Consider the following 20,286-nt stretch of genomic DNA (forward strand, 5'->3'; position numbering starts at 1 on the left):
ACTGTACAAGTTGCACGAACCGCCCGAACTGGAACCCTTGCGGCGCATCAACGCCGACCGGTACCGAGCGGGACAACCACACATGCTCGCCTGATCGGGCAGGGTCCTCCACGGCCCGAGAGGTCGAGGCCCGGCGGTTCCGTAGCAGGGGCCGGACAGCGGCATCCCCGGGAGACACACGATCTCCCGGGGATCCACACGTCGCCGGTGCGCCCGTCAGGCGTTCAGGGCGCGCAGATCCTTCCGAAGAATCTTGCCCGCAGAGGATTTCGGCACCGTGTCGATGAACTCGACCTGGCGGACCTTCTTGTGCGGCGCGACCCGCGCGGCCACGAAGTCGATGACCTCGTCCTCGTCGATCGTCGAATCCGGCTGCCGGACGACGAAGGCCTTCGGAACCTCCTCGCCCTCGGCGTCACGGACGCCGATCACCGCGGCGTCGGCGATCTGCGGGTGCGTGAGCAGCAGAGCCTCGAGCTCGGCCGGCGGCACCTGGTAGCCCTTGTACTTGATGAGTTCCTTGAGCCTGTCGACGATCCGGACGGCACCCTTCCCGTCGACCGTGGCGATGTCGCCGGTGTGGAGGAAGCCGTCCTCGTCGAGGGTGTCGGCCGTGGCCTCGGGATTGCCGAGATAACCGACCATGACGTTCGGTCCCTTGCACCACAGTTCGCCGGGCGCCGAAACGCCGTCGCCGGTGGGATATTCGACTTCCTCGCCGGTGGCGGGATCGACGATCTTGCATTCCATGTTCGCGATCGTCGGTCCCACCGAATCGAGTTCGGTCTCGTTGTCCTCGAAGGGAATTGCGTGCGACACGGGAGACATCTCCGACATGCCGTATCCCTGCCGGACGTTGCAGCCCAAGCGCTTCGCGACCGATCCGGCGAGTTCCTTGTCGAGCGGTGCAGCACCGGAGAAGACCGTGTGCACGCTCGACAGATCGTACTGGTCGACGAGGGGGTGCTTGGCGAGCGCGACAGCGACCGGCGGCGCGATGAACACGTACGTGCACTTGTGTTCCGAGATGTAGGTGAGGAAGTCGACGAGGTCGAACTTCGGCATCGTCACCAGCGACGCGCGGTTGTACAGCGCGGCGTTCAGCAGCACCGTCATGCCGTAGATGTGGAAGAACGGCAGCAGTGCGAGCACGCGGTCGTCGGCGGCGATACCCATCCGCGGGGTGATCTGGCAGACGTTCGCGACGAGATTGCGGTGCGTGAGCATCACGCCCTTGGGCCGGCCGGTCGTGCCCGAGGAGTACGGCAGTACCGCGAGGTGGGTGGCCGGATCGAACTCGACGGCGGGAGCCGGTGAACCCTCGGTGAGCACGTCGCGCAGGGACGGATGGCCCTCGGCGCCGTCGAGCACGAAGAGCAACTCGTCGGGGATCCCGGCGGCCGCGGCGGCCTCCTTCGCCTGCGGCAGGAACGGGGACACCGTGAACAGTGCCACGGCCCCCGAGTCGTCGAGTTGCTTCGAAATCTCCCCGGCTGTGTAGAGGGCGTTGATCGTGGTCGCGGTGGCGCCGGACCTCAGGATGCCGTGGAAGACCGAGGCGAAGGCCGGCACGTTGGGTGCGAGCAGCCCGACGACCTTCCCCACACCGATGCCCCGGGCGGCCAGCGCTCCGGCGACGGCGTCGATGTGGGCCACGAGCGTGCGGTAGTCCGTCACGGTGCCGGACGCGCCGTCGATGAGCGCGGGTCGATCGAGCTCGGACTCGTCGAGCGAACCGAACAGGAAGTCGTAGACACTCGATGCCGGGATGTCGACGTCGGGAAAGGGACTGCGGAAACTCATTACTCATCCTCCGAGCATTCTGCTGGCACGCCGTGCCGACTTTCGGTCGAGTCCACACTACCGCAGCGGTTGTGAAGCCCGTCACACGCGCTGTGTGAGGATTGCGAGGATACCGTTCCCGGCGCGGTTCGCCTGCCGGAGAGCACGAACCCCGCGTGCGACGGATCGCACGCGGGGTTCGGAAGCTGCTGGAGCTGCGCTCACGATGTCGTGTGAGCTGCGCTCCCTACGCCCGAGGGCGCTGCGGTCAGAGGTACTGACCGCAGACCGGCCATGCACCGACGCCCTGTCCGGCGAGGACGTTCTCGGCGACGCGGATCTGCTCCTCGCGCGAGGCGTTGTTCGCGGTTCCCGAGCCACCGTAGGCCTCCCAGGTGCTCTGCGAGAACTGCAGACCGCCGTAGTAGCCGTTACCGGTGTTGATCGCCCAGTTTCCACCGCTCTCGCACTGTGCGACGGCATCCCAGTTGCCGGATGCGGCGTTGGCGGTACCGGCACCCAGAGCGAACGGGGTCGCAACGAGTGCAGTGGAGGCAGCGAGGGTGCCCAGGGCGCGCTTGATCGTGAACTTTGCCATGTGGATGAATCCTTTCCGGCTGCTTGCGAGGCCCCCGACGCAATGGGTCCGCCACATGTGGGCTGGACGGTCGGTGCCGGCGACACGGTGCGGTGCTCGCGCACGCCCGGTCGCTCTCTCGCTCCACCCCTCGGCAGGTTGTGGATCCGACAATCCCGCGGGGGTGGAACGAGCGGCTGCGGGGCCGGTGTGTAACGCCCGTCGGTATCGGGCCTACATCGACGGTAAGGGTTCATCACGGCGAGGTCACGGGTCGATTTTCCGGTACGGCTGTGCGAGAAACCGGACCGGCGATCGACAAAACCCCAGGTCGCTTCGCGGGAACGCACCGTTTCCCGGACGTTTCCAGCGGATTTCGATTGTGGTGATGGTCACACCATACGGCCGTGCAGACCTCTCCAACCGGACATGTTCACGGCGAGATAACGGTGTCCGGCAACGCCGTCACCCGTTCGCTTCGCGCCGATCCTCGGGTTCGTCGTCGTCCACATCGGGCTCGAACGGCGTGCCGGTCTCCTCCTCGATGAGGTGACGGAACGGCTCGAGATTGCGCAACGGTTCGCCGCGCGAGACCCGCCACTCCCATTCGCGCTTGATGGACGTGATGAACCCGATACCGAGGATGATGTTGAAGTCGTGGTCCGCCGCCTCGAGGACCTGCCCGAGGACCGCGTCGATCTCCTCGGGGGTCACCGCGTGCGCGGCGATGCGTCCCACCAGATAGATGTCGCCGACCTTGTCGAGCGTGTACGCCACGCCGTAGAGGCGACGGTTGCGGCGCAACAGGTAGCGGTACACCGATTCGAAGTTCTCGTCCGGCTTGCGGCACACGAACGCCTCGACCCGCACACCGTGCTGTCCGACGCTGAGCAGCGTGGTCGTCTTGAGCTTCTTCTCGCCCGGGAGCTCGACGACGAAGTGCCCGCCCTCCTTGACGGAGAACTCGAGCTCGCGATCGCGCAGCGTCGATTCGATCAGTTCGATGAGCCGGTCGCTCATGCCGTGACTCCCCTCGTCCGTCGCAACTTCCACACTCCACGCTGCCGTCGCAGCGAGTGCTCGCCGGTACCGAAGGCGCGGTTGCGGCGCATCCCGGCCCGTCGGTAACTGTCGAGCAGTCCTTCCGCGGTGTGTTCCCACGAGAAGGACTCCGCATGCACGGGCGCGGTCGCCGCGAATCGGGCGAGACGATCCGGATCGCCGACGAGCGACCGCAACGCCGTCGCCCAGTCGTCGATGCGGTGCCCGTCGACGAGCACGCCGGTCTCCCCGTCGCGCACGGCGACGCCGAGACCACCGACGTTCGCGGCCAGCACGGGCGTGCCGCAGGCCTGCGCCTCGATCGCGACGAGACCGAAGGACTCCGAATAACTCGGCACCGCAACGAGATCCGCAGCCCGGTAGACCTGGACGAGACGGTCCGGCGGCTGCGGCGGGAGGAAGGTGACCCGCGACGCGATACCCAGTGCGGACGCGAGTTCGATGAGCGCGTCGGGGCGCTCGAGACCCGTTCCCGACGGGCCTCCCACGACGAGGACCCGCAGCGGCATGCCGGGGTCGTCGGCGAGGGCCCGCGCCGCGGCCTCGAGCAGCACGTCGGGAGCCTTGAGCGGCTGGATGCGGCCTACGAACGCCACGACGGTCTCGCGCGGATCGAGTCCGAGCTCGGCGCGGGCGGCCGCGCGGTCGCCGGGCCGGTAGCGGTTCAGGTCGGCGCCCGGTGCGACGACGTCGATCTTCGCGGGATCGGCCCCGTAGATGCGTTCGAGCTGCCCCGCTTCGTCGGCGGTGTTGGCCACCAGGCGGTCGGACTCCGCGACGACCTGCTGTTCCCCGATCTGCCGGGCTGCGGGTTCGGGGGTGTCGCCCTCGGCGAGCGAGGCGTTCTTCACCGCGGCGAGCGTGTGGGCGGTGTGCACGAGCGGCACACCCCAGCGGTCGCGGGCGAGCCAACCGACCTGCCCCGACAACCAGTAGTGCGAGTGCACCAGGTCGTAGTAGCCCTGCGGGTGCCGTGCCTCCTCGCGCAGCACGCCGGCAGCGAAAGCGCACAGCTGCGTCGGCAGGTCGTGTTTGTCGAGGCCTTCGAAGGGGCCGGCCTCGATGTTGCGGACGAGCACCCCGGGCGCGGCCTGCTGGACGGCCGGATCGGCCGACGAGGTCGCGCGGGTGAAGATCTCGACTTCGACGCCGCGACGCGCGAGCTCGACGGCGGTCTGCAGGACGTACACGTTCATACCGCCTGCGTCCCCGGTTCCGGGCTGCGCCAGCGGCGAGGTGTGGACCGAGATCACGGCCACGCGGTGCGGGCGGCTGGGCTGGGACGTCACCCCTCCATACTGCCCTGCTGCCGATCTTCGCGTGTCGCCGCCTCCGCCGTCGCGGTGCGAGCGAACTCTCCGACCTCCGACACGAATCGGTGGGGATCTTCGACGAACGGACCGTGGTCGACGCCCTCCCAGATCGAGGTCGTGGCGCGTCGCAGCAGCGACGCCGCGTGGTGCGCCGCGGAGACGTCGACGACCGAGTCGGCGTCGCCGTGCAGGAGGAGAACCGGCACGTCCAGGCCGGCGAGCAGGTCGTCGTTGCCCACCGCCCGGTCGAACAGCGCCGCACGGACGCGCGGCGGGGTGGACAGGCTCGCGCCGAACAAGGCCTGCGACACCGCACCCTTGCCTTCGAGGAGAGCGCTGCCCTCGACGACGGGACCGGTGAGGGCGTTGCCGAAGGAGCCGAGCGCGCGCACCGCTTCCTTCGGGTCCTCCGACATCGCGGCGGGAATCGCGGCACGCATCGAGGCACCGACGCGTCCGCCCTTCTCGCCACGGCCGATGCTCGTGATGGCACCCACGAGAACCAGGCCGGCGACGGCTCCCGCGCCGTGTTCAGCGAGATAATCGCAGATCACCAGGCCGCCGTACGACCAGCCGAGCAGCACCGCCGGGTTCGTCTCGGAGACGTTCTCGGCGGCGAGCACCGCGGCGAGGTCGCCGGCCCACAGGCTGCGATCGGCGTATCCGGTCTCGGGGGCCTGCGAATAACCGTGTCCGCGCAGGTCGACGGCGACCACCCGGAAGTCGCGGGCGAGTGCGTCGAGAACCCCGTCGCCCCAGCACTGTGACGACTGCGCCCACCCGTGGAGCAACACCAGAACCGGTGCCGTCTCGGAGCCGAATGCGCGATAGACGAGGGAGGTGCCGTCGATACCGGCCACTTCACGAACTGCCATGCGCGTCACTCTAACCGTGCTCGCACATGGATCCCGCCGGCACAGGTGACCGCGAGGATGCCCGCGGCAACCGCCACGAGATATCCGGTGCCGGCGTCGGTCCGGTCGATGACCTGTCCCACCAGCGCCGAACCCGCGGCGACGCCGACGCCGAGACCCGCGACCGTCCAGGTGATGCTCTCGGTGAGCCGGTCGGGCGGCACGATCTGCTGCGTCAGCGATGTCGCCACGATCATGATGGGTGAGATCGCGCATCCGGCAACGAAGTACAGCACCGTGAGCATCGGCACCGAACCGGCGAGCAGCAACGGGCACAGCAGGACCGCGAGAGTGCCGGTGGCGGCGAACAACTGGCGGGTCGGAGCACTCGATCCCACCCGGCTACCGAAGATCAGGCCGCTCGTCGCCGAACCCGTCGCGAACAGCGCGAGCGCGAAGGTGGCCGATCCCGGAGAGTTCTGTTCGGCCGTGAACGCGACGGCCGCGACATCGATCACCCCGAAGACCACACCCATCGCGACCATCACCACGACGATCGACAGGAGGACGGGCATGCGCAGGATGTTCGTCCGCGCACGGTCGTCGGTGTGCGGTTGCACGGGAGGCTCCGTGCTGCGCAGCGCCGCGAGGGCGAGGGTGCCGACGAGCAGCAGGACGGCGCCGAGCAGCGGGCCGGCCTCGGGGAAGACTGCCACGCTCAGGCCCACCGACAGGACGGGGCCGACGATGAAGCACACCTCGTCGACCACCGCTTCGAGCGCGAAGGCGGTGCGCAGTCGCGGGGTGCCGCCGTAGAGCTGTGTCCACCGCGCCCGCACCATCGCGCCGATCGTGGGCATGAGTCCCGCCGGGATCCCGCAGACGAACAGCCACACCGTGGGCACCTCGAACCGGACGCCCGCGAGCATCGCGAGGGTGGCGACCGCACTGACGGCCGCCGCCGTGGGCAGGACCCGTCGCTGGCCGTACCGGTCGACCGCGCGGGAGACGAGCGGGGTGAGCACGGCGTACGACAGCGCGAACACCGCGGACAGTGCGCCGCCGACCGCGTAGTTCCCCTCGAGCTGGGAGAACATCGTGACGATGCCGATCCCGACCATCGCGATCGGCAGGCGCGCCACGAATCCCGCCAGGCAGAACGCGGCTGCCCCCGACGCTGCGAACAACTCGCGGTACGAGCCGCCCTTCTCTCCTGTCACGTACTTCTCGCGTTCTCTTCGGTCCGATCCGGTCCGGTCAACGTTATGGCCGACCGACCACGCGAGGTGCAGGTACCTCCCGACCTCCGGACGTCGCCGCCCCATTCCGCACGTTCCGTGACGGGAACGGCCATGCTTGGTACATCCGGGGAACGGACAGGACGGATCTACGGAACGGAGCGGGCATGGCGGTGCACGAACGACACGGGCGGCTCTCACCGAAGGAACTCTCACCGAGGAATCTGTGGACCCGCTACCGCGCGTCGGGAGCGGATCTGCCCTTCGGGAATCCTCTCGCCGCGCACGGCGTCGCGATGGAGGGTTACTTCTGGCGCTTCACCCAGCCCGGAACCGGCCGCGTCGTCATCGCTCTGTGCGGCGTAAACCGTGCGGACGACTCGGGAGGGCCCGGCTCGCACTGGGCGACGCTCGGTCTGGCCGCCCATCCCGGGGGTTTCCTGCGCACCGCCGCGCATCCGGTGGCCGCTTCCGATCCCGATCGGCTCGGCGCATCGGCCGGCGACGTCTTCTGCGGCGACAGCGAACGCGTGTGGATGGATCTCGGCGACGACGCCCGTCTCGACATCCGGTTGTCGGATCTGTGGCTCTGGCCGCGACGCCGCTTCGGCGCGTCGAGCGTGTTCCATTCCGTCCCCGGTCTCAACCAGTACTGGCATTCCTGGCTGCTCGGCGGCCGGGTGGAAGGGCACGCGATCCTCGGCGACGAGAAGTGGGATCTGACCGGCGCCCAGGTCTACGGCGAGAAGAACTGGGGCAAGGGTGGTTTCCCCGAGTCGTGGTGGTGGGGTCAGGCGCAGGGATTCGCCGACCCGCAGGCGTGTGTGGCGTTCGCAGGCGGGCAGGTGCATTCGGGTCCGCTGCACACGGAGGTCACGGCGGTCGTCGTCGCACTACCCGACGGGCGCATCGTGCGGCTGGGCAATCCCGTCACATCCCCGGTCCGGGCGACGGTCACCGACGAGAGCTGGCACCTGCGCGGCCGCAATGCCCGCTGGAGCGTGGAGATCTCGGGAAGTTCACCCCTCGGAGCGGCACACGTCCTGCCGGTCCCCGTGCCCGCGGAACGACGGAACGTCGCCGGTTCGATCGAACATCTCGGCGGTCGCATGACCGTGACGGTCCACGAACGCGGGAAACTGGTGTGGGCCGACGAATCGCACTCGGCCGCACTCGAACACGGCGGGCTGGACCGGGCCCGGGCGGAACTCGACCGGCGGGGCGCCGCTGCGGACGCGACGGACGCCCCGCNCCGACGGGATCGCTCAGAGTTCGGTGCGCTTCATCGCCGCGATCGGATCCGAGAACAACGAGCTGAGCGAGACGACACCCGCGGCGTGGGCCTGCACCCGGTTGCCGAAGCCGGTGATGCGGATGTCCTTGCGCGGCAGGGTGGTCGACGCGGCGAACGCGCGGGCGACGTGCGGAACCGCGGCCGGGTACTCGGTGAAGGCCTGTCCGCCGAGAATCACACGGTCGGGATTGAACAGGTCGCGCAGCATTCCGACGGTGCGGCCGAGCACGGTGGCCCGCTCGACGAGCAGACCGTGGGCGGCCTCGGAACCGCCGCGCGCGAGGCGGTAGAGCGACTGAATGGTGTTGTCGCCGTCGGCGAGGATGCCCTCGGCCACCGCGCGCTGCACGACCGCCCGATCGCTCACCGTCGCCTCGAGGCAACCCGTGCCGCCGCACGAGCACCGGGTCGACGAACCGGTGGGGAAATGCGTCACCGAACCCGGACCGCCGGCAGGGGTGTGCACCTTGCCCTCGAAAGTGATTGCCACACCGGCCGTCTCACGAACGTAGAAGTACAGGCCGGTGCCCTTGGCCTCGGGGGCGTCGCGATCGGGGGTGAGGAGCAGTTCGGAGGCGGCCATCGCCTCGACGTGCGCGGCCACCGAGACCGGAAGCCCCATACCGCCACCGACGATCGCGCCGACCCGGGCGTCGACCCAGCCGAGTCGCGGGTGCGTGACGACGGCGGTGTTCGAGTCCACCCGCCCGCCGAGTGCGACGCCGACCCACAACGGGGCGCGGCGGTGCCACCGCCCGACGAAGGCCTTGGCGCTCGCGGTGATCGACGCGAGCGCGGCGTCCTGGTCGCCGGTCGGCGTGGGGACCTCGACGGCGCCGATGATGCGACCGCGCAGGTCGCTGGCGACGATGCCGGTGGTGACGGCACCGATGTGAATGCCGACCGTCAGGTACCGCTCGTGGTCGACCTCGACGGGAACACGCGGCCGGCCGACCGCGCCGGGTTCGGTCAGGTCGGCGCGCTCACGCAGCAGACCTGCCGAGAGCAGGGCCGACACCTGACGATTGACGGTGGCGATGCTCGCACCGGTGACCTTGGCGATCACGTCGCGCGAGACGGGGCCGCGGTTGGCGGCGACACGGAAGACCGACGCCCCGGTGCCGTCGGCGATACGCAGGTCCGGCGGAACGATCCTGACGGGGCTCGACACACGGGAGGTGCGGGGACGGACGACCGTCGCACGCGTGGATCCACGGACGGCGGAACCGGCGGCGCGACGGGGCGCGGACGACCGCGAGGGAAGGGAAACGGACGGCGAGAGAGTGGGAACCGACACGGCGCTGATCCTTGGCTGCTGATCCGGACGTGATGACCGGAGAACGGGCGGGAGACGATCGACGCACCGAGACCCCGACGTGGAGAACATGATCGGAGACGGACCCGCACAACGAGGGCGGGATCGGTGCGGAGTTACTTTCCGCAGCAGCGACAACAGAGTTCGCGCGCCAGAGGCAGCCGTGATCCCAGCGCGGCGGTCACATAGGTGACCCGCGGTGCGGAGGCGTGGCCGACTGACATGTCGCTCAAACTATCGCCCGAACCGCGTCGTGTCCAATCCTCACCGATCCGGTGGGAAATCTTCCTGCACGTCCCCGCGTGCGTGCGCGGTCTCCGCCGACACCGGGGCGAGCAACAACGCCTCCCATGCGTCGACGAGCGCGGCGAGTTCTGCCGTGGTGGGTGATTCGCCTGCACGGTGACACCGCGCCAGCGCACCGACGGTGCCGGAGTAGACCAGCCGCAGACGCTGCCCGGCGATATCGTCGGGCAACGGCCCGAGCAGGGTCCGTAGCGCGGTGTCGGACCGGCGGCCGCTCTCGGTTCCCGTCGGTCCGGTGACGCGGAAGCACTCGGCGAACCGGTCGTGGTTCGACAGCCGGTCGAGGAAGGCGACGTAGTGGTTGTTGCGGCCGAGCGTGCCGGCCAGGGGGCGGATGATCACCCACAGCAGGTCGCGGACCGAGAGGGTCTCCCGCGTCCGCAGCATCTCGGCGAGGAGCGCTTCCCGCTGGGAGTTCAGGGCGGGCAACCGGTGGGAGAAGACCGCCTCGAGCAACCCCTCCTTGGTGCCGAAGTAGTAACCGACCACGGACGAGTTGTGCTGTCCGGCGGCCTTGCGGATGTCGGCGAGGGTGACCCCGTCGTATCCACTGCGGGCGAAGAGTCGCTCAGCGGCTTCGACGAGCCGGATCCGGGTCTGTTCGCCCGAACTGTATCGACCGCGGGTGGTGGTCATACGCCGCAGGGTAGCCGCACGGAAAGGACTTCGCAGGCCGGGACGTGCGGCGGCATCCGGTGCCCGACACTACGATTGCCCCCATGAGCATCTCTCCCGATTCCCGCGTCGCCGTCGTCACCGGAGCCTCCTCCGGAATCGGCGAGGCGACCGCCCGCACGCTCGCCGCACAGGGCTTCCACGTCGTGGTGGGCGCACGCCGCCTCGACCGCCTGCAGAAGCTCGCCGACGAGATCGGCGGTACCGCGCTCGAGCTCGACGTCACCGACGAGGATTCGGTCGACGCTTTCACCACGGTGCTGCCGCGGGTCGACGTGCTGGTCAACAACGCCGGTGGCGCCAAGGGACTCGCACCGGTGGCCGAGGCCGTCGAGGACGACTGGCGCTGGATGTGGGAGACCAACGTCATCGGCACCATGCGCATCACCAAGGCGCTGATCCCCAAGCTCATCGCCTCGGGCGACGGCCTGATCGTCACCATCACCTCGGTCGCGGCCTTCGAGGCCTACGACAACGGCGCCGGCTACACCTCGGCGAAGCACGCGCAGGCCGTGCTGCACCGCACGCTGCGCGGCGAACTGCTCGGACAGCCCGTCCGCCTCACCGAAGTCGCGCCGGGCGCGGTCGAGACCGAGTTCTCGCTGGTGCGCTTCGAGGGCGACAAGGATCGGGCCGACAAGGTGTACGAGGGCATCACCCCGCTCGTCGCCCAGGACATCGCCGACATCATCGGCTTCGTCGCGTCGCGGCCGTCGCATGTCAACCTCGACCAGATCATCGTCAAGCCGCGCGACCAGGCCAATGCCGGCCGGTTCCACCGCGTCACCGACTGACCCACCGCGGTGGTGGGCGCGGCGAGGCGGTCGCGCCCACCCCCGTCGGTACTGTCACGGTCACCGTGGGTGGGTGGGAGCTGGTCTTCGATCCCGCCACCGCCTTCGGGGTGTTCGACCGGGGACGACGGGCGGGCCGTCCGTCAGATCACGCAGTTCACGGTGACGGGTTCGGGATGCAGACGGACCCCGAAGGCGTCCTCGACGCCGTCGCGCACCGTCCGCGCCAGCGCCACGAGGTCCGCGGCCGATGCCGCTCCCCTGTTGGTGAGCGCCAGCGTGTGCTTCGTCGACAACCGCGCCGGTGCGTCGGCGCTGGGGAAACCCTTCACGAAACCGGCCCGCTCGATGAGCCATCCGGCCGACAGTTTGGTGCCGCCGTCCGCGGGGAACTGCGGGATGCGCACGTCCTCCCCCACCTTCGCCGCGATGGCCGCGAGCACCTGCGGCAGGCGGTCGTCGGGGACGACGGGATTCGTGAAGAACGATCCGGCGCTCCAGGTGTCATGGTCGTCGGCGTCGAGCACCATGCCCTTGCTGCGGCGCAACGCGAGCACGTGCTGGCGTACCTGCGCCGCCGGCCGGCGCTCGCCCTCCTCCGCACCCAGCGCGACAGCGAGCTCCCGGTATGCGAGGGGTGCGGACGAACCGTCGCTCCGCACGTCCAGTTCCACCTCGAGGACGACCGCTGCGTCGGTGTGCTTGAGGATGCTGGTCCGGTAGCCGAGACCGAGTGCCTCGGGGCCGGCCCACGAGTCCTGGCCGGTGGCGCGGTCGAACAGGCGGACGCGACGCAGGATCGAGCCCACCTCGACGCCGTACGCGCCGACGTTCTGCACCGGCGTCGCTCCCGTGGAGCCGGGGATGCCCGACAGGCATTCGAGGCCGCCGAGGCCGGCCTCCACGGTGGCCGCGACGACGGCGTCCCATTCGGCTCCCGCGTCCACCCGGACGTGGTCGTCGCGGAGGTCGACACCGGTGGTCGCGACACGCACCACCACGCCGTCGAAGCCGTCGTCGCCGATCACGAGGTTGGAGCCACCCGCGAGGAGCAGCAGCTGCACTTCCTGCTCGTCGAGCAGGCGCACGACCTCGATCAACGACGCGGTGGACGTGCATTCGACGAGATACCGGGCGGGGCCACCGAGCCGGAGGGTCGTGAATTCCGACAGCGACACCTGCTCGGACACCGTGGCTCCCGTTTCGACGAGCCGGGCCCTGGTACGTGGATCAAGCACCAGCAAACGGTAGCGTGCCCCGTATGGGCAGCCCTATCGACCACACTGCGAACTACTCGTCCCCGCCTGCTGCGGTCCACGCGGCGTTCGTCGATCCGCAGTACTGGCAGACCCGGCTGCGTGAGGTCGGTGGCCCGGGTGCGGCGGTCGAACGCGCCGACACCGGCGACGGCACGATCGAGCTCGACCTCCATCAGGCCATCCCGGCCGAACACCTGCCGAGCATGGTCACGAGCCTCCGCCCGGGCGATCTCGTCATCCGGCGTCACGAATCGTGGGGAGCGCTCGCCGACGGCCGCGCCGAGGGCAGGTTCTCGGCCCACGTCGACGGCATGCCCGGCGAGGTCACCGGTGGGATGACGCTCATCGCCGACGGCGCGGGCTCGTCCGTCGTCATCGAGGGCACCGTCGAGGTGAAGATCCCGTTCCTCGGTTCCAAGATCGAGGGGATGATCGTCGAGCAGCTCGTCGAGCTGTTCGACGCGGAGCGCACCTTCACCGAGCAGTGGTTGAACGGGGATCACTCGGCCTGATCGCACCCCGCGGGGCTCCCCCGTGGACGGTCGCGATTTCCGGGCAGGCCGTCCGGCGCGGTAACCTGGCCGGTCGTGGCACGGCGTATCGACTACTCCGCCCGCTTCCCTCATCCACCGGAGCGGGTGTACGAGGCTCTCGCCGACCCCGCCCACTGGGAAGCGCGGATGACCGAGATGCGCAAGTACTCGGAGAACCACGTCCGCGAGTTCACGGTCTCCGAATCGGGCATCGCGCTGGTGTTGCACCACGTCCTGCCGCGTTCCGACCTGCCGGAGATCGCCCGCACGGTGATCAAGAAGGACATGGTCATCACGCGCAAGGAGAACTACGGGCCGTTCACCGACGGCGCGACCGGCACCTACCAGGCGTCGATCCCCGGCGGTCCGGGCAGCCTCACGGGCACGATGGAGCTCTTCGGCGACGACCACGGCGCCACGCTCCGCACCACCTCCGAGGCCAAGGTGCACATCCCGTTCGTCGGCGGCAAACTCGAAGAACTCATCCTCACCAATCTCGTCGACGTGTTCCGCACCGAAGCGGCCATCACCGCCGACTGGCTCGCCGGTCGGTAGCGCGTGCGGAATCGAGGACCCGTCGGTGTCGTCACGCGCGGCACCACCGGCATCAACAGGCTGCGCCGCAGCGACCGCTGGGCGATGCACGACCCCCACATCATGAGGGCGTTGACGCACGCCACCGACCCGCTGGTGGTCGATCTGGGTTACGGCGCCATGCCGGTGACGACCCTCGAACTCGCCGCGCGCCTGCGTCGGGTCCGCAGCGATCTGCGCGTGGTCGGTCTCGAGATCGATCCGGACCGTGTGGTCCCGGGCCGCGACGGTGTCGAGTTCGCCCGGGGCGGCTTCGAGCTCGCGGGCCTGCGCCCGACCCTGGTCCGGGCCTTCAACGTGCTCCGGCAGTATCCGGAGGAGGCGGTCGAACCGGCGTGGGCGCACCTGCGTTCCGGTCTCGCTCCCGGCGGCCTGCTCATCGACGGCACGTGCGACGAGCTGGGCCGGCGCTGCGCCTGGGTGCTCCTCGACGAGCACGGTCCCCGTTCGCTGACCCTGGCGTGGAGCCCGTTCCACGTGGAGAGACCGTCCGACGTCGCCGAACGGCTGCCGAAGGCGCTGATCCACCGGAACGTCCCGGGCGAGCCGATCCACGCGCTGCTCCGCGCGGCTGACCGGGCGTGGGCGAGTAGCGCTCCGCACGCGGCGTTCGGGCCGCGGATCCGATGGAAGGCGACGCTCGAGCTGCTGCGGGATCAGGGCTTCCCGGTGTCTCCGCCCCGCCGCCGTCTGCGTGACTGCGTGCTGACGGTGCCATGGGACGCGGTCGCGCCCGCCGGCGCATCCGTCGCATCCGAGCTGGTCGCGGTCTGAGACCGTCTGTCCGAGTTCGTCGTCGCTCCGGTCGGTCAGCCCGCGGCGAGGAGCGCGAGCTCGATCCGGTCGGCCACCGCGGCCGGCTGGTTCGCCACGGCGGCGTGCAGCTGGTCGGAGTCGACCCGGCCGAGCGCGATCGCGTCGCCGACGAGTTCGTCGAGCACTTCCTGGGACACGCCGCCGGCCGCGAGGTCGACCGCGGTGCGGGCGGGTGTGGTGATCCGGAAGGCCCCGACGACCTCGCAGTCCTCCTCTGCCAGCGTCCGGTGATGCAGCGCGAGCCGGTTGCTCGGCACGGTGCGCTGGTCGGGTGTGGACAGGTGCAGGAAGCGGGGCTGCAGGTGGCCCATGCCGTGCAGGTCGGCGGCGCTCTGGTGCGAGACGACCGCTTCCCCCTCGTACCAGGTGCACCATTGGGCGAATTCGTCGAACTTCGTCCGTGGGCTGTCGCTGAGGCGGAACAGTTCGGTCTCGACGCGGATCCACAGTCCCGCCTCGATGCGTTCCGCGAAGTCGTGAGCTGCTATTCCGTGACCGACGGCCTGGCGTGCGGTGAAGAACCCGGCTTGTGTGGCGGCGAGGCGCCGCAGCGAGTCGTCGGCATCGGCCCGCCCGGTTGCGTCGTAACCTGAATCCGTCCACCCTGTCATGGCGCCCAGCGTAGCCGAAGAATGTGGTACACCTCACATATTTTCCTCATCCTGTGGCCGTGTGCTCAGTCGATCCTCAGCGTCGTCCGGAAGAATCGGCGACCATGACGCAACGGAAGCGCAACCGCACCGTCACGATCGCCGTCGTTCTCGTCGCGGCGCTGGTCGCAGTCCTGGTGGGCGCGGAGGTCTACGTCCGCAACCGCGCGACGGCCTGCCTCGCCCAGTCCTTCGAGAGCGAGCTCGGCACGGGAGTCGACGTCGACCTGAGCTGGAAGCCGGTGTTGCTCCAGCTGCTCGACCGGCAGGTTCCCTCGGTCGCTCTCGACAGCGACGACACCGCCTTCGGTCCGGCCCAGCAGATGCAGGTGCACGCCGAGGTCAACGACGTCGACCTGCGCGACTCCGCCGAGGGCGCCGGCACCATCGGCAGCTCGAGTGCCGACGTCTCGTGGCCCACCTCCGGGATCCTCGCGACCGTGCAGAGCCAGTCGGTCGGCGGCCTCGTCACCGATGTCATGGCCGACGAGAACGCGGGCACCCTGACGTTCACGGTCGGCGGCCAGGGTCTCGCGGAGTTCACCGCGCGACCGGTGGTGAACGGCGGTGTGGTGACGGTCGAGACGACCGACGCGACGATCCTCGGCATCGGGCTCCCGACGGCCCTCGTCGACGGCGTCGTGGAGATCCTGACCTCGGGTCTGCAGCAGTACCCGCTGGGTATGCAGGCCACCGAGGTGAACGTCACCGACAGCGGTATCGATCTCCGCCTCGAGGGTGGCCGCTTCGTGCTGCCGGAGGCCCCGCAGGGACAGCAGCAGCAACAGCAGGAGGGCAGCTGCGGCCTCCTGTCGTGAGCGAGGAGGCCGGTCCGGCAGACCGTCGAGAGCTGTCGTCAGCTCTGCAGCCCGTCCAGCACCGCGCGGCTGCCGGACAGTCCGAGTCGCGTCGCTCCGGCCTCGATCATTGCGACCGCGTCCTCGGCGGTGCGGATGCCGCCGCTCGCCTTGATGCCGAGCTTGCCGCCCACCGTCTCCGCCATGAGCGCGACCGCGTGGGTGGTGGCGCCACCCGCGGGATGGAAACCGGTGGAGGTCTTCACGAAGTTCGCCCCGGCCTTCTCCGCGGCGCGGCACACCTCGACGATCGCCTCGTCGGAGAGCACCGCGGATTCGATGATGACCTTGAGGACAGGGTCGAAACCGATCGCTTCACGCACGGTGAGGATGTCGGCGAGGACGGCGTTGTAGTCGCCGGCCACCGCTGCGCCCACGTCGATCACCATGTCGATCTCGCGTGCGCCCTCGTCGACGGCGAGTCGCGCCTCGGCGCCCTTGATGAGGGAATGGTGCTTGCCGGAAGGGAAACCGACGACCGTCGCGACCGTGACCCCCTCGGCCCGCAGGGGCAGCATCGACGGCGACACGCACACCGCGTACACGCCGAGTTCGACGGCTTCGTCGACGAGGGCCCGCACGTCCTGCGAGGACGCTTCGGGCTTGAGGAGGGTGTGGTCGATCATCGACGCGACCTGCGCGCGGGTCAACGTAGTTCCGGACATGACTGCAGCTTTCCACACGGCGAGATCCGACGGCCGTGCTCAGCAGGCTTCGCCCCGTGCCGGGTAGTCGATTCCCATGGAAATCCTGGTGATCGCGCTTCTCGTCGCAGTTGTGGCCGTCGTGGTGGTCCGGAGGAACAGCAGACGGCGATAATTCGATACCGCCGCACCGCTTCGGCCACGACAATGATCGCGTGCTGATCCGTCGAGAACTCCCCGCCGACGTCCGTGCGACCGCCGACGTGCATCGCGCCGCCTTCGCGCCGTTCGCCCCGGAAGGTCGCGAGCCGGTCGAGCCCGGTCTGGTCGCGTCGTTGCGGGCGAGCGACGCATGGCTGCCGCCGTTGTCGCTCGTGGCCGAGGACGCCTCGGGCGCGATCGTCGGCCAGGTCGTCGCCACCCGGGGTCACGTCGGCGCCACCCCTGCCCTGGGCCTCGGTCCACTCGGTGTCCGTCCCGATTTCCAGCGCTCCGGCGTGGGCGCCACTCTCATGCACGCCGTGCTCGGTGCGGCGGATGCCCTGGACGAGTCGATCGTGCTCCTGCTCGGACATCCCGACTACTACCCCCGCTTCGGTTTCGTGCCCGCCGCCGAACTCGGGATCTCCCCCGACGTCGAGGAGTGGGCGTCCCACTTCCAGGCACGGGCGCTCACGGCACACGACCCCGAGCTGCGGGGCACCTTTCGGTACGCCGAGCCATTCTACGCCTTCGAGGAGCAGGCATGAACGACGATCCCGAGAACCCCTGGGCCGATTCCGCCGAGACCGCACGCACCTTCGACGCGGCGAGCGGGGATTTCGACGAGCTGACCCCGACGGTGTGGGGACCGGCCGGGCAGGCACTGGTCTTCCAGCTCGGCGTCGCCCCCGACGAGGCGGTGCTCGACGCGTGTTGCGGAACGGGATCGTCCGCGCTTCCCGCCGCCGCCGCCGTCGGACCCGAAGGTCTCGTCCACGGCGTCGACGTCGCCGACAAGATGCTCGAACACGGCCGCCTGACCGCGGAACGCCGCGGCCTGAAGAACATCGAATTCGTCTGTGCGGACGCCTCGCAGTGGGAGGCACCGTCGGACGTACCCGACGCCGGCTACGACGTGCTGTCGATCTCCTACGGGGTGTTCTTCCTCCCGGACATGGACCGAACCTTCTGGCGTCTGGTCTCGCTCGTGAGGCAGGGCGGACGCGCCGGCGTGACGGTCTGGCGACGCGGCGCGATGGAGGAGTTCTCGTCGATCGTGTTCGATGTCGCGTCGCGCTACTCCCCCGGGCTGCGCGAGCGCGGCGTCCTGCGCGACCGCACACCCCTGCACCGGATCGACACTCCGGACACACTCGAGGCGTGGCTCGCGGACGCCGGAACCGATTCCGTGGAGGTCCGCACCCTGTCGAATCTCCTTCCGGCGACGGAGGAGTTGTGCTGGTCGCTCGTAACGGGCACCGGTTTGCGCGCGGTGCTGACCGGGCTCGACTCCGGGCAGGTGGCGGCGGTGCGGCAGCAGATCGCCGAGGAGGTCACCGCACGCGGACTGCGCACGATCGATGCGACCACTCTCGTCGCCACGGGTACGGTTCGACGTCCTCCGGTCTCGGGCTGACGACCGGAGACAGGGTCTACCGGGAGCAGGGCCGACCGGAAGTAGGACGCCGTGTGTCACCTGAGAGAATCGGGGCATGACGCTCGCCTCATCCGCCGACGATCGACGTTACGTTCTGACCCTGGGCTGCCCGGACACCACCGGGATCGTCGCCCGCATCGCGACCTTCCTCGCGGAGGTCGGTGGTTCGATCGTCGAGGCGGCCTACCACGCCGATCAAGACACCGGTTGGTTCTTCACCCGGCAGGCCGTCCGGGCGTCGTCGATCCCGTTCGGACTCGACGAGCTGCGCGAGAAGTTCGCGAGCGTCGCCGCCGACATCGGCCCGCAGACCGAATGGACGCTCTCCGACACCGGCAAGCGCAAGCGCGTCGTGCTGCTCGTCAGCAAGGAAGGGCACTGCCTGCACGACATCCTCGGACGGGTCGCCGCAGGGGAACTCGACGCCGAGATCTGCGCGGTCATCGGCAACCATCGCGATCTCGAACCGGTCGCGCAGCGACACGGCATCACCTTCCACTACGTGTCGTTCCCGAAGGATCCCGCCGAGCGCGGACCGGCTTTCGAGCAGGTCCGCAAGCTCGTCGACGCCCACGACCCGCACGCGGTGGTCCTCGCCCGGTTCATGCAGGTGCTCCCGGAGGAACTGTGCGAGCACTGGGCCGGCCGCGCGATCAACATCCACCACAGTTTCCTGCCGTCGTTCATCGGCGCACGGCCCTACCACCAGGCCTTCACGCGCGGCGTGAAGCTCATCGGCGCGACCTGCCACTACGTCACCGCCGAACTCGACGCGGGCCCGATCATCGAGCAGGACGTCATCCGCGTCAGTCACAGCGACAGCGTCAGCGACATGGTCCGTCAGGGCCGCGACGTCGAGAAGCTGGTCCTCTCGCGCGGTCTGCGCTGGCACCTCGAGGATCGGGTGCTGGTGCACGACAGTAAGACCGTCGTCTTCCGGTAGATCCCCCGAGCCGAAACCGGTCCACCCGCGAGCGGATGGACCGGTCTTTCGTGCGTGGGTGATCGGCTCAGCCGACGTGCGTGCGAGTGATCGGCTCAGCCGACGGGCACACCGGCTCGTTCGACAAGGTGCGCGAGCTCCTCGTCGAACCGGTCGATCGCTTCGACCGAGCTCATGTGGCCGATGCCGTCGAGCACCACGAAACGTTCGAGGTTGCCCGCACGGTCGAGTTCCTCGGCGAGACGCCGGGCGTGGACAGGCGGGGTGAGACGGTCGGCGGTGCCGACCAGCACCGTCGTCGGCACGGTGAGATTGCGCAGACCCTCACGGATGTCGAGGGCACTCAGTGCCCTGCCCCAGCCGCCCCGCGTGCGCGGCGGGCAGCCGAGCACGATCTTCTCGCAGAACTGCACCTCGGCGGCGCTCGCACCGGGCGACAGGGCCACGTAGCGCAGGGCCCGCGTCGTCACCGGGGACGCCGCCAACGGGACGGTCGTACCCATGAGCCGGCTCGCGACGGGCACCGGCACCCGCGGGAAGCGTTGCGGCAGCGGCACGATCGCCGAGTCCGCGACCAGCCGGTCGGTGCCGGTGCTCGCGAGCAGCACGCCTGCGACCGTGCGGCCGACGTTCTCCGGGTACTTCTCGGCCCACGCGATGATGCTCATCCCGCCCATGCTGTGACCTGTGAGCACGGCCTTCGAACCGGGCCGGACCACAGCGTCGAGGACCGTCCGGAGATCGTCGGCGAGCACGTCTGCTCCCAGCGTCCGCGCCCCGGCCTCGCTGTCGCCGTGCCCGCGCTGGTCGTAGACCACCACCCGGTAGTTCTCCGCGAAGGCGTTGATCTGCGGGGTCCAGTACGCGGCGTTGCACGTCCAGCCGTGGCAGAACACCAGCACGGGAGCGTCCGCGTCGCCGTAGGCGAGCACGTTGAGCCGGGCACCGTCGTCGGCGCGGACGTCGAGGATCTCGGGTTCGAGTTCCGGTTCGCGCAGCAGCTCGTGCGGGGCGACGTCCTCGGTACGGACGACCGTCCGACGACGCCGGCGGACGAGCACGGCGGTGGTCGCCGCGGCAGCGAGGACGATCGAGCCCGCGGCGATCGACGCGGTCGGGGACGGCTTTCTCACGGGTGGAA

The 20,286-nt window shown here is 69.5% G+C and carries 21 protein-coding genes; 9 read left to right on the plus strand and 12 right to left on the minus strand.

Features of this window, described 5'->3' with window-relative positions; genetic code table 11:
• Positions 1-216: 216 nt before the first annotated feature.
• The 6 genes from QR64_RS12660 to QR64_RS12685 form a co-directional block, all read right to left on the minus strand.
• Positions 217-1,803: an AMP-binding protein gene (locus QR64_RS12660; protein WP_006552359.1), complete on the minus strand. Its 1,587-nt coding sequence runs from the start codon at positions 1,801-1,803 to the stop codon at positions 217-219.
• A 247-nt stretch (positions 1,804-2,050) separates the two neighbouring features.
• Positions 2,051-2,380, minus strand: coding sequence for a transglycosylase family protein (locus QR64_RS12665; protein WP_006552360.1), 330 nt, complete (start codon positions 2,378-2,380; stop codon positions 2,051-2,053).
• 444 nt (positions 2,381-2,824) lie between these two features.
• Complete coding sequence (locus QR64_RS12670) at positions 2,825-3,379, minus strand: YbjN domain-containing protein (RefSeq protein ID WP_006552361.1); 555 nt, start codon at positions 3,377-3,379, stop codon at positions 2,825-2,827.
• Entirely contained in the window at positions 3,376-4,710 is a 1,335-nt protein-coding gene (mshA, locus tag QR64_RS12675; protein WP_006552362.1) for a D-inositol-3-phosphate glycosyltransferase, read from the minus strand. The genes QR64_RS12670 and mshA overlap by 4 nt, the downstream gene beginning before the upstream one ends.
• Positions 4,707-5,609 carry an alpha/beta fold hydrolase gene (locus tag QR64_RS12680; protein WP_033096122.1) on the minus strand — a complete coding sequence of 301 codons (903 nt, stop codon included), beginning with the start codon at positions 5,607-5,609 and terminating at the stop codon, positions 4,707-4,709. Before QR64_RS12680 ends, mshA begins: the two co-directional genes overlap by 4 nt.
• 5 nt (positions 5,610-5,614) lie before the next feature.
• The gene (locus QR64_RS12685) at positions 5,615-6,913 is read right to left on the minus strand and encodes an MFS transporter (RefSeq protein ID WP_006552364.1); all 1,299 of its coding nucleotides are present in this window, start codon (positions 6,911-6,913) and stop codon (positions 5,615-5,617) included.
• A gap of 80 nt (positions 6,914-6,993) precedes the next feature.
• Here QR64_RS12685 and QR64_RS25870 point away from each other — a divergent pair.
• Positions 6,994-8,077: tocopherol cyclase family protein (locus QR64_RS25870; RefSeq protein WP_152640954.1), on the plus strand; the 1,084-nt coding region annotated here is incomplete at its 3' end.
• A gap of 14 nt (positions 8,078-8,091) precedes the next feature.
• On the opposite strand, the gene QR64_RS12690 is transcribed toward QR64_RS25870, so the two are convergent.
• Both QR64_RS12690 and QR64_RS12695 read right to left on the minus strand, forming a co-directional pair.
• Complete coding sequence (locus tag QR64_RS12690; protein WP_039585408.1) at positions 8,092-9,417, minus strand: ROK family transcriptional regulator; 1,326 nt, start codon at positions 9,415-9,417, stop codon at positions 8,092-8,094.
• A gap of 282 nt (positions 9,418-9,699) precedes the next feature.
• Entirely contained in the window at positions 9,700-10,377 is a 678-nt protein-coding gene (locus tag QR64_RS12695; protein ID WP_033096125.1) for a TetR/AcrR family transcriptional regulator, read from the minus strand.
• Positions 10,378-10,460: 83 nt separating this feature from the next.
• Here QR64_RS12695 and QR64_RS12700 point away from each other — a divergent pair, with 83 nt between their 5' ends.
• Complete coding sequence (locus QR64_RS12700) at positions 10,461-11,210, plus strand: SDR family NAD(P)-dependent oxidoreductase (protein ID WP_006552368.1); 750 nt, start codon at positions 10,461-10,463, stop codon at positions 11,208-11,210.
• Between the two features lie 143 nt (positions 11,211-11,353).
• Here the strand turns inward: QR64_RS12700 and QR64_RS12705 are convergent, their stop codons facing one another.
• Positions 11,354-12,448 carry a UDP-N-acetylmuramate dehydrogenase gene (locus QR64_RS12705; RefSeq protein WP_082937742.1) on the minus strand — a complete coding sequence of 365 codons (1,095 nt, stop codon included), beginning with the start codon at positions 12,446-12,448 and terminating at the stop codon, positions 11,354-11,356.
• A gap of 23 nt (positions 12,449-12,471) precedes the next feature.
• Here QR64_RS12705 and QR64_RS12710 point away from each other — a divergent pair, with 23 nt between their 5' ends.
• The 3 genes from QR64_RS12710 to QR64_RS12720 all read left to right on the plus strand — a co-directional run bounded on the left by QR64_RS12710 (position 12,472) and on the right by QR64_RS12720 (position 14,370).
• Positions 12,472-12,981 (plus strand): DUF2505 domain-containing protein, encoded by a 510-nt coding sequence (locus QR64_RS12710; RefSeq protein ID WP_006552370.1) that lies wholly within the window; start codon positions 12,472-12,474, stop codon positions 12,979-12,981.
• A 75-nt stretch (positions 12,982-13,056) separates the two neighbouring features.
• On the plus strand, positions 13,057-13,557 hold the full coding sequence (locus tag QR64_RS12715; protein ID WP_033096127.1) for a DUF2505 domain-containing protein: 501 nt from the start codon (positions 13,057-13,059) through the stop codon (positions 13,555-13,557).
• A gap of 3 nt (positions 13,558-13,560) precedes the next feature.
• Entirely contained in the window at positions 13,561-14,370 is an 810-nt protein-coding gene (locus QR64_RS12720) for a methylase (protein WP_039585412.1), read from the plus strand.
• 35 nt (positions 14,371-14,405) lie between these two features.
• Here the strand turns inward: QR64_RS12720 and QR64_RS12725 are convergent, their stop codons facing one another.
• The gene (locus tag QR64_RS12725) at positions 14,406-15,023 is read right to left on the minus strand and encodes a type IV toxin-antitoxin system AbiEi family antitoxin (protein WP_006552373.1); all 618 of its coding nucleotides are present in this window, start codon (positions 15,021-15,023) and stop codon (positions 14,406-14,408) included.
• 104 nt (positions 15,024-15,127) lie between these two features.
• On the opposite strand from QR64_RS12725, the gene QR64_RS12730 reads away from it, so the two are divergent.
• Complete coding sequence (locus QR64_RS12730; RefSeq protein WP_006552374.1) at positions 15,128-15,880, plus strand: DUF2993 domain-containing protein; 753 nt, start codon at positions 15,128-15,130, stop codon at positions 15,878-15,880.
• Positions 15,881-15,918: 38 nt separating this feature from the next.
• On the opposite strand, the gene deoC is transcribed toward QR64_RS12730, so the two are convergent.
• The gene (gene deoC, locus QR64_RS12735) at positions 15,919-16,584 is read right to left on the minus strand and encodes a deoxyribose-phosphate aldolase (protein WP_019291175.1); all 666 of its coding nucleotides are present in this window, start codon (positions 16,582-16,584) and stop codon (positions 15,919-15,921) included.
• A 194-nt stretch (positions 16,585-16,778) separates the two neighbouring features.
• Between deoC and QR64_RS12740 the strand changes: the two genes are divergently transcribed.
• From QR64_RS12740 to purU, 3 genes are all read left to right on the plus strand, one after another.
• Complete coding sequence (locus tag QR64_RS12740) at positions 16,779-17,312, plus strand: GNAT family N-acetyltransferase (RefSeq protein ID WP_039585414.1); 534 nt, start codon at positions 16,779-16,781, stop codon at positions 17,310-17,312.
• Entirely contained in the window at positions 17,309-18,181 is an 873-nt protein-coding gene (locus QR64_RS12745; RefSeq protein ID WP_006552377.1) for a class I SAM-dependent methyltransferase, read from the plus strand. Before QR64_RS12740 ends, QR64_RS12745 begins: the two co-directional genes overlap by 4 nt.
• 76 nt (positions 18,182-18,257) lie before the next feature.
• Positions 18,258-19,145, plus strand: a complete 888-nt coding sequence (gene purU / locus QR64_RS12750; protein ID WP_006552379.1) for a formyltetrahydrofolate deformylase — start codon at positions 18,258-18,260, stop codon at positions 19,143-19,145.
• Between the two features lie 95 nt (positions 19,146-19,240).
• Here the strand turns inward: purU and QR64_RS12755 are convergent, their stop codons facing one another.
• Entirely contained in the window at positions 19,241-20,278 is a 1,038-nt protein-coding gene (locus QR64_RS12755; RefSeq protein ID WP_039585415.1) for an alpha/beta fold hydrolase, read from the minus strand.
• Positions 20,279-20,286 lie beyond the last annotated feature (8 nt).

Origin of the sequence: Rhodococcus sp. Chr-9 (assembly GCF_000801125.1) — a bacterium.
Classification (GTDB): Bacteria; Actinomycetota; Actinomycetes; order Mycobacteriales; family Mycobacteriaceae; genus Rhodococcus; species Rhodococcus pyridinivorans.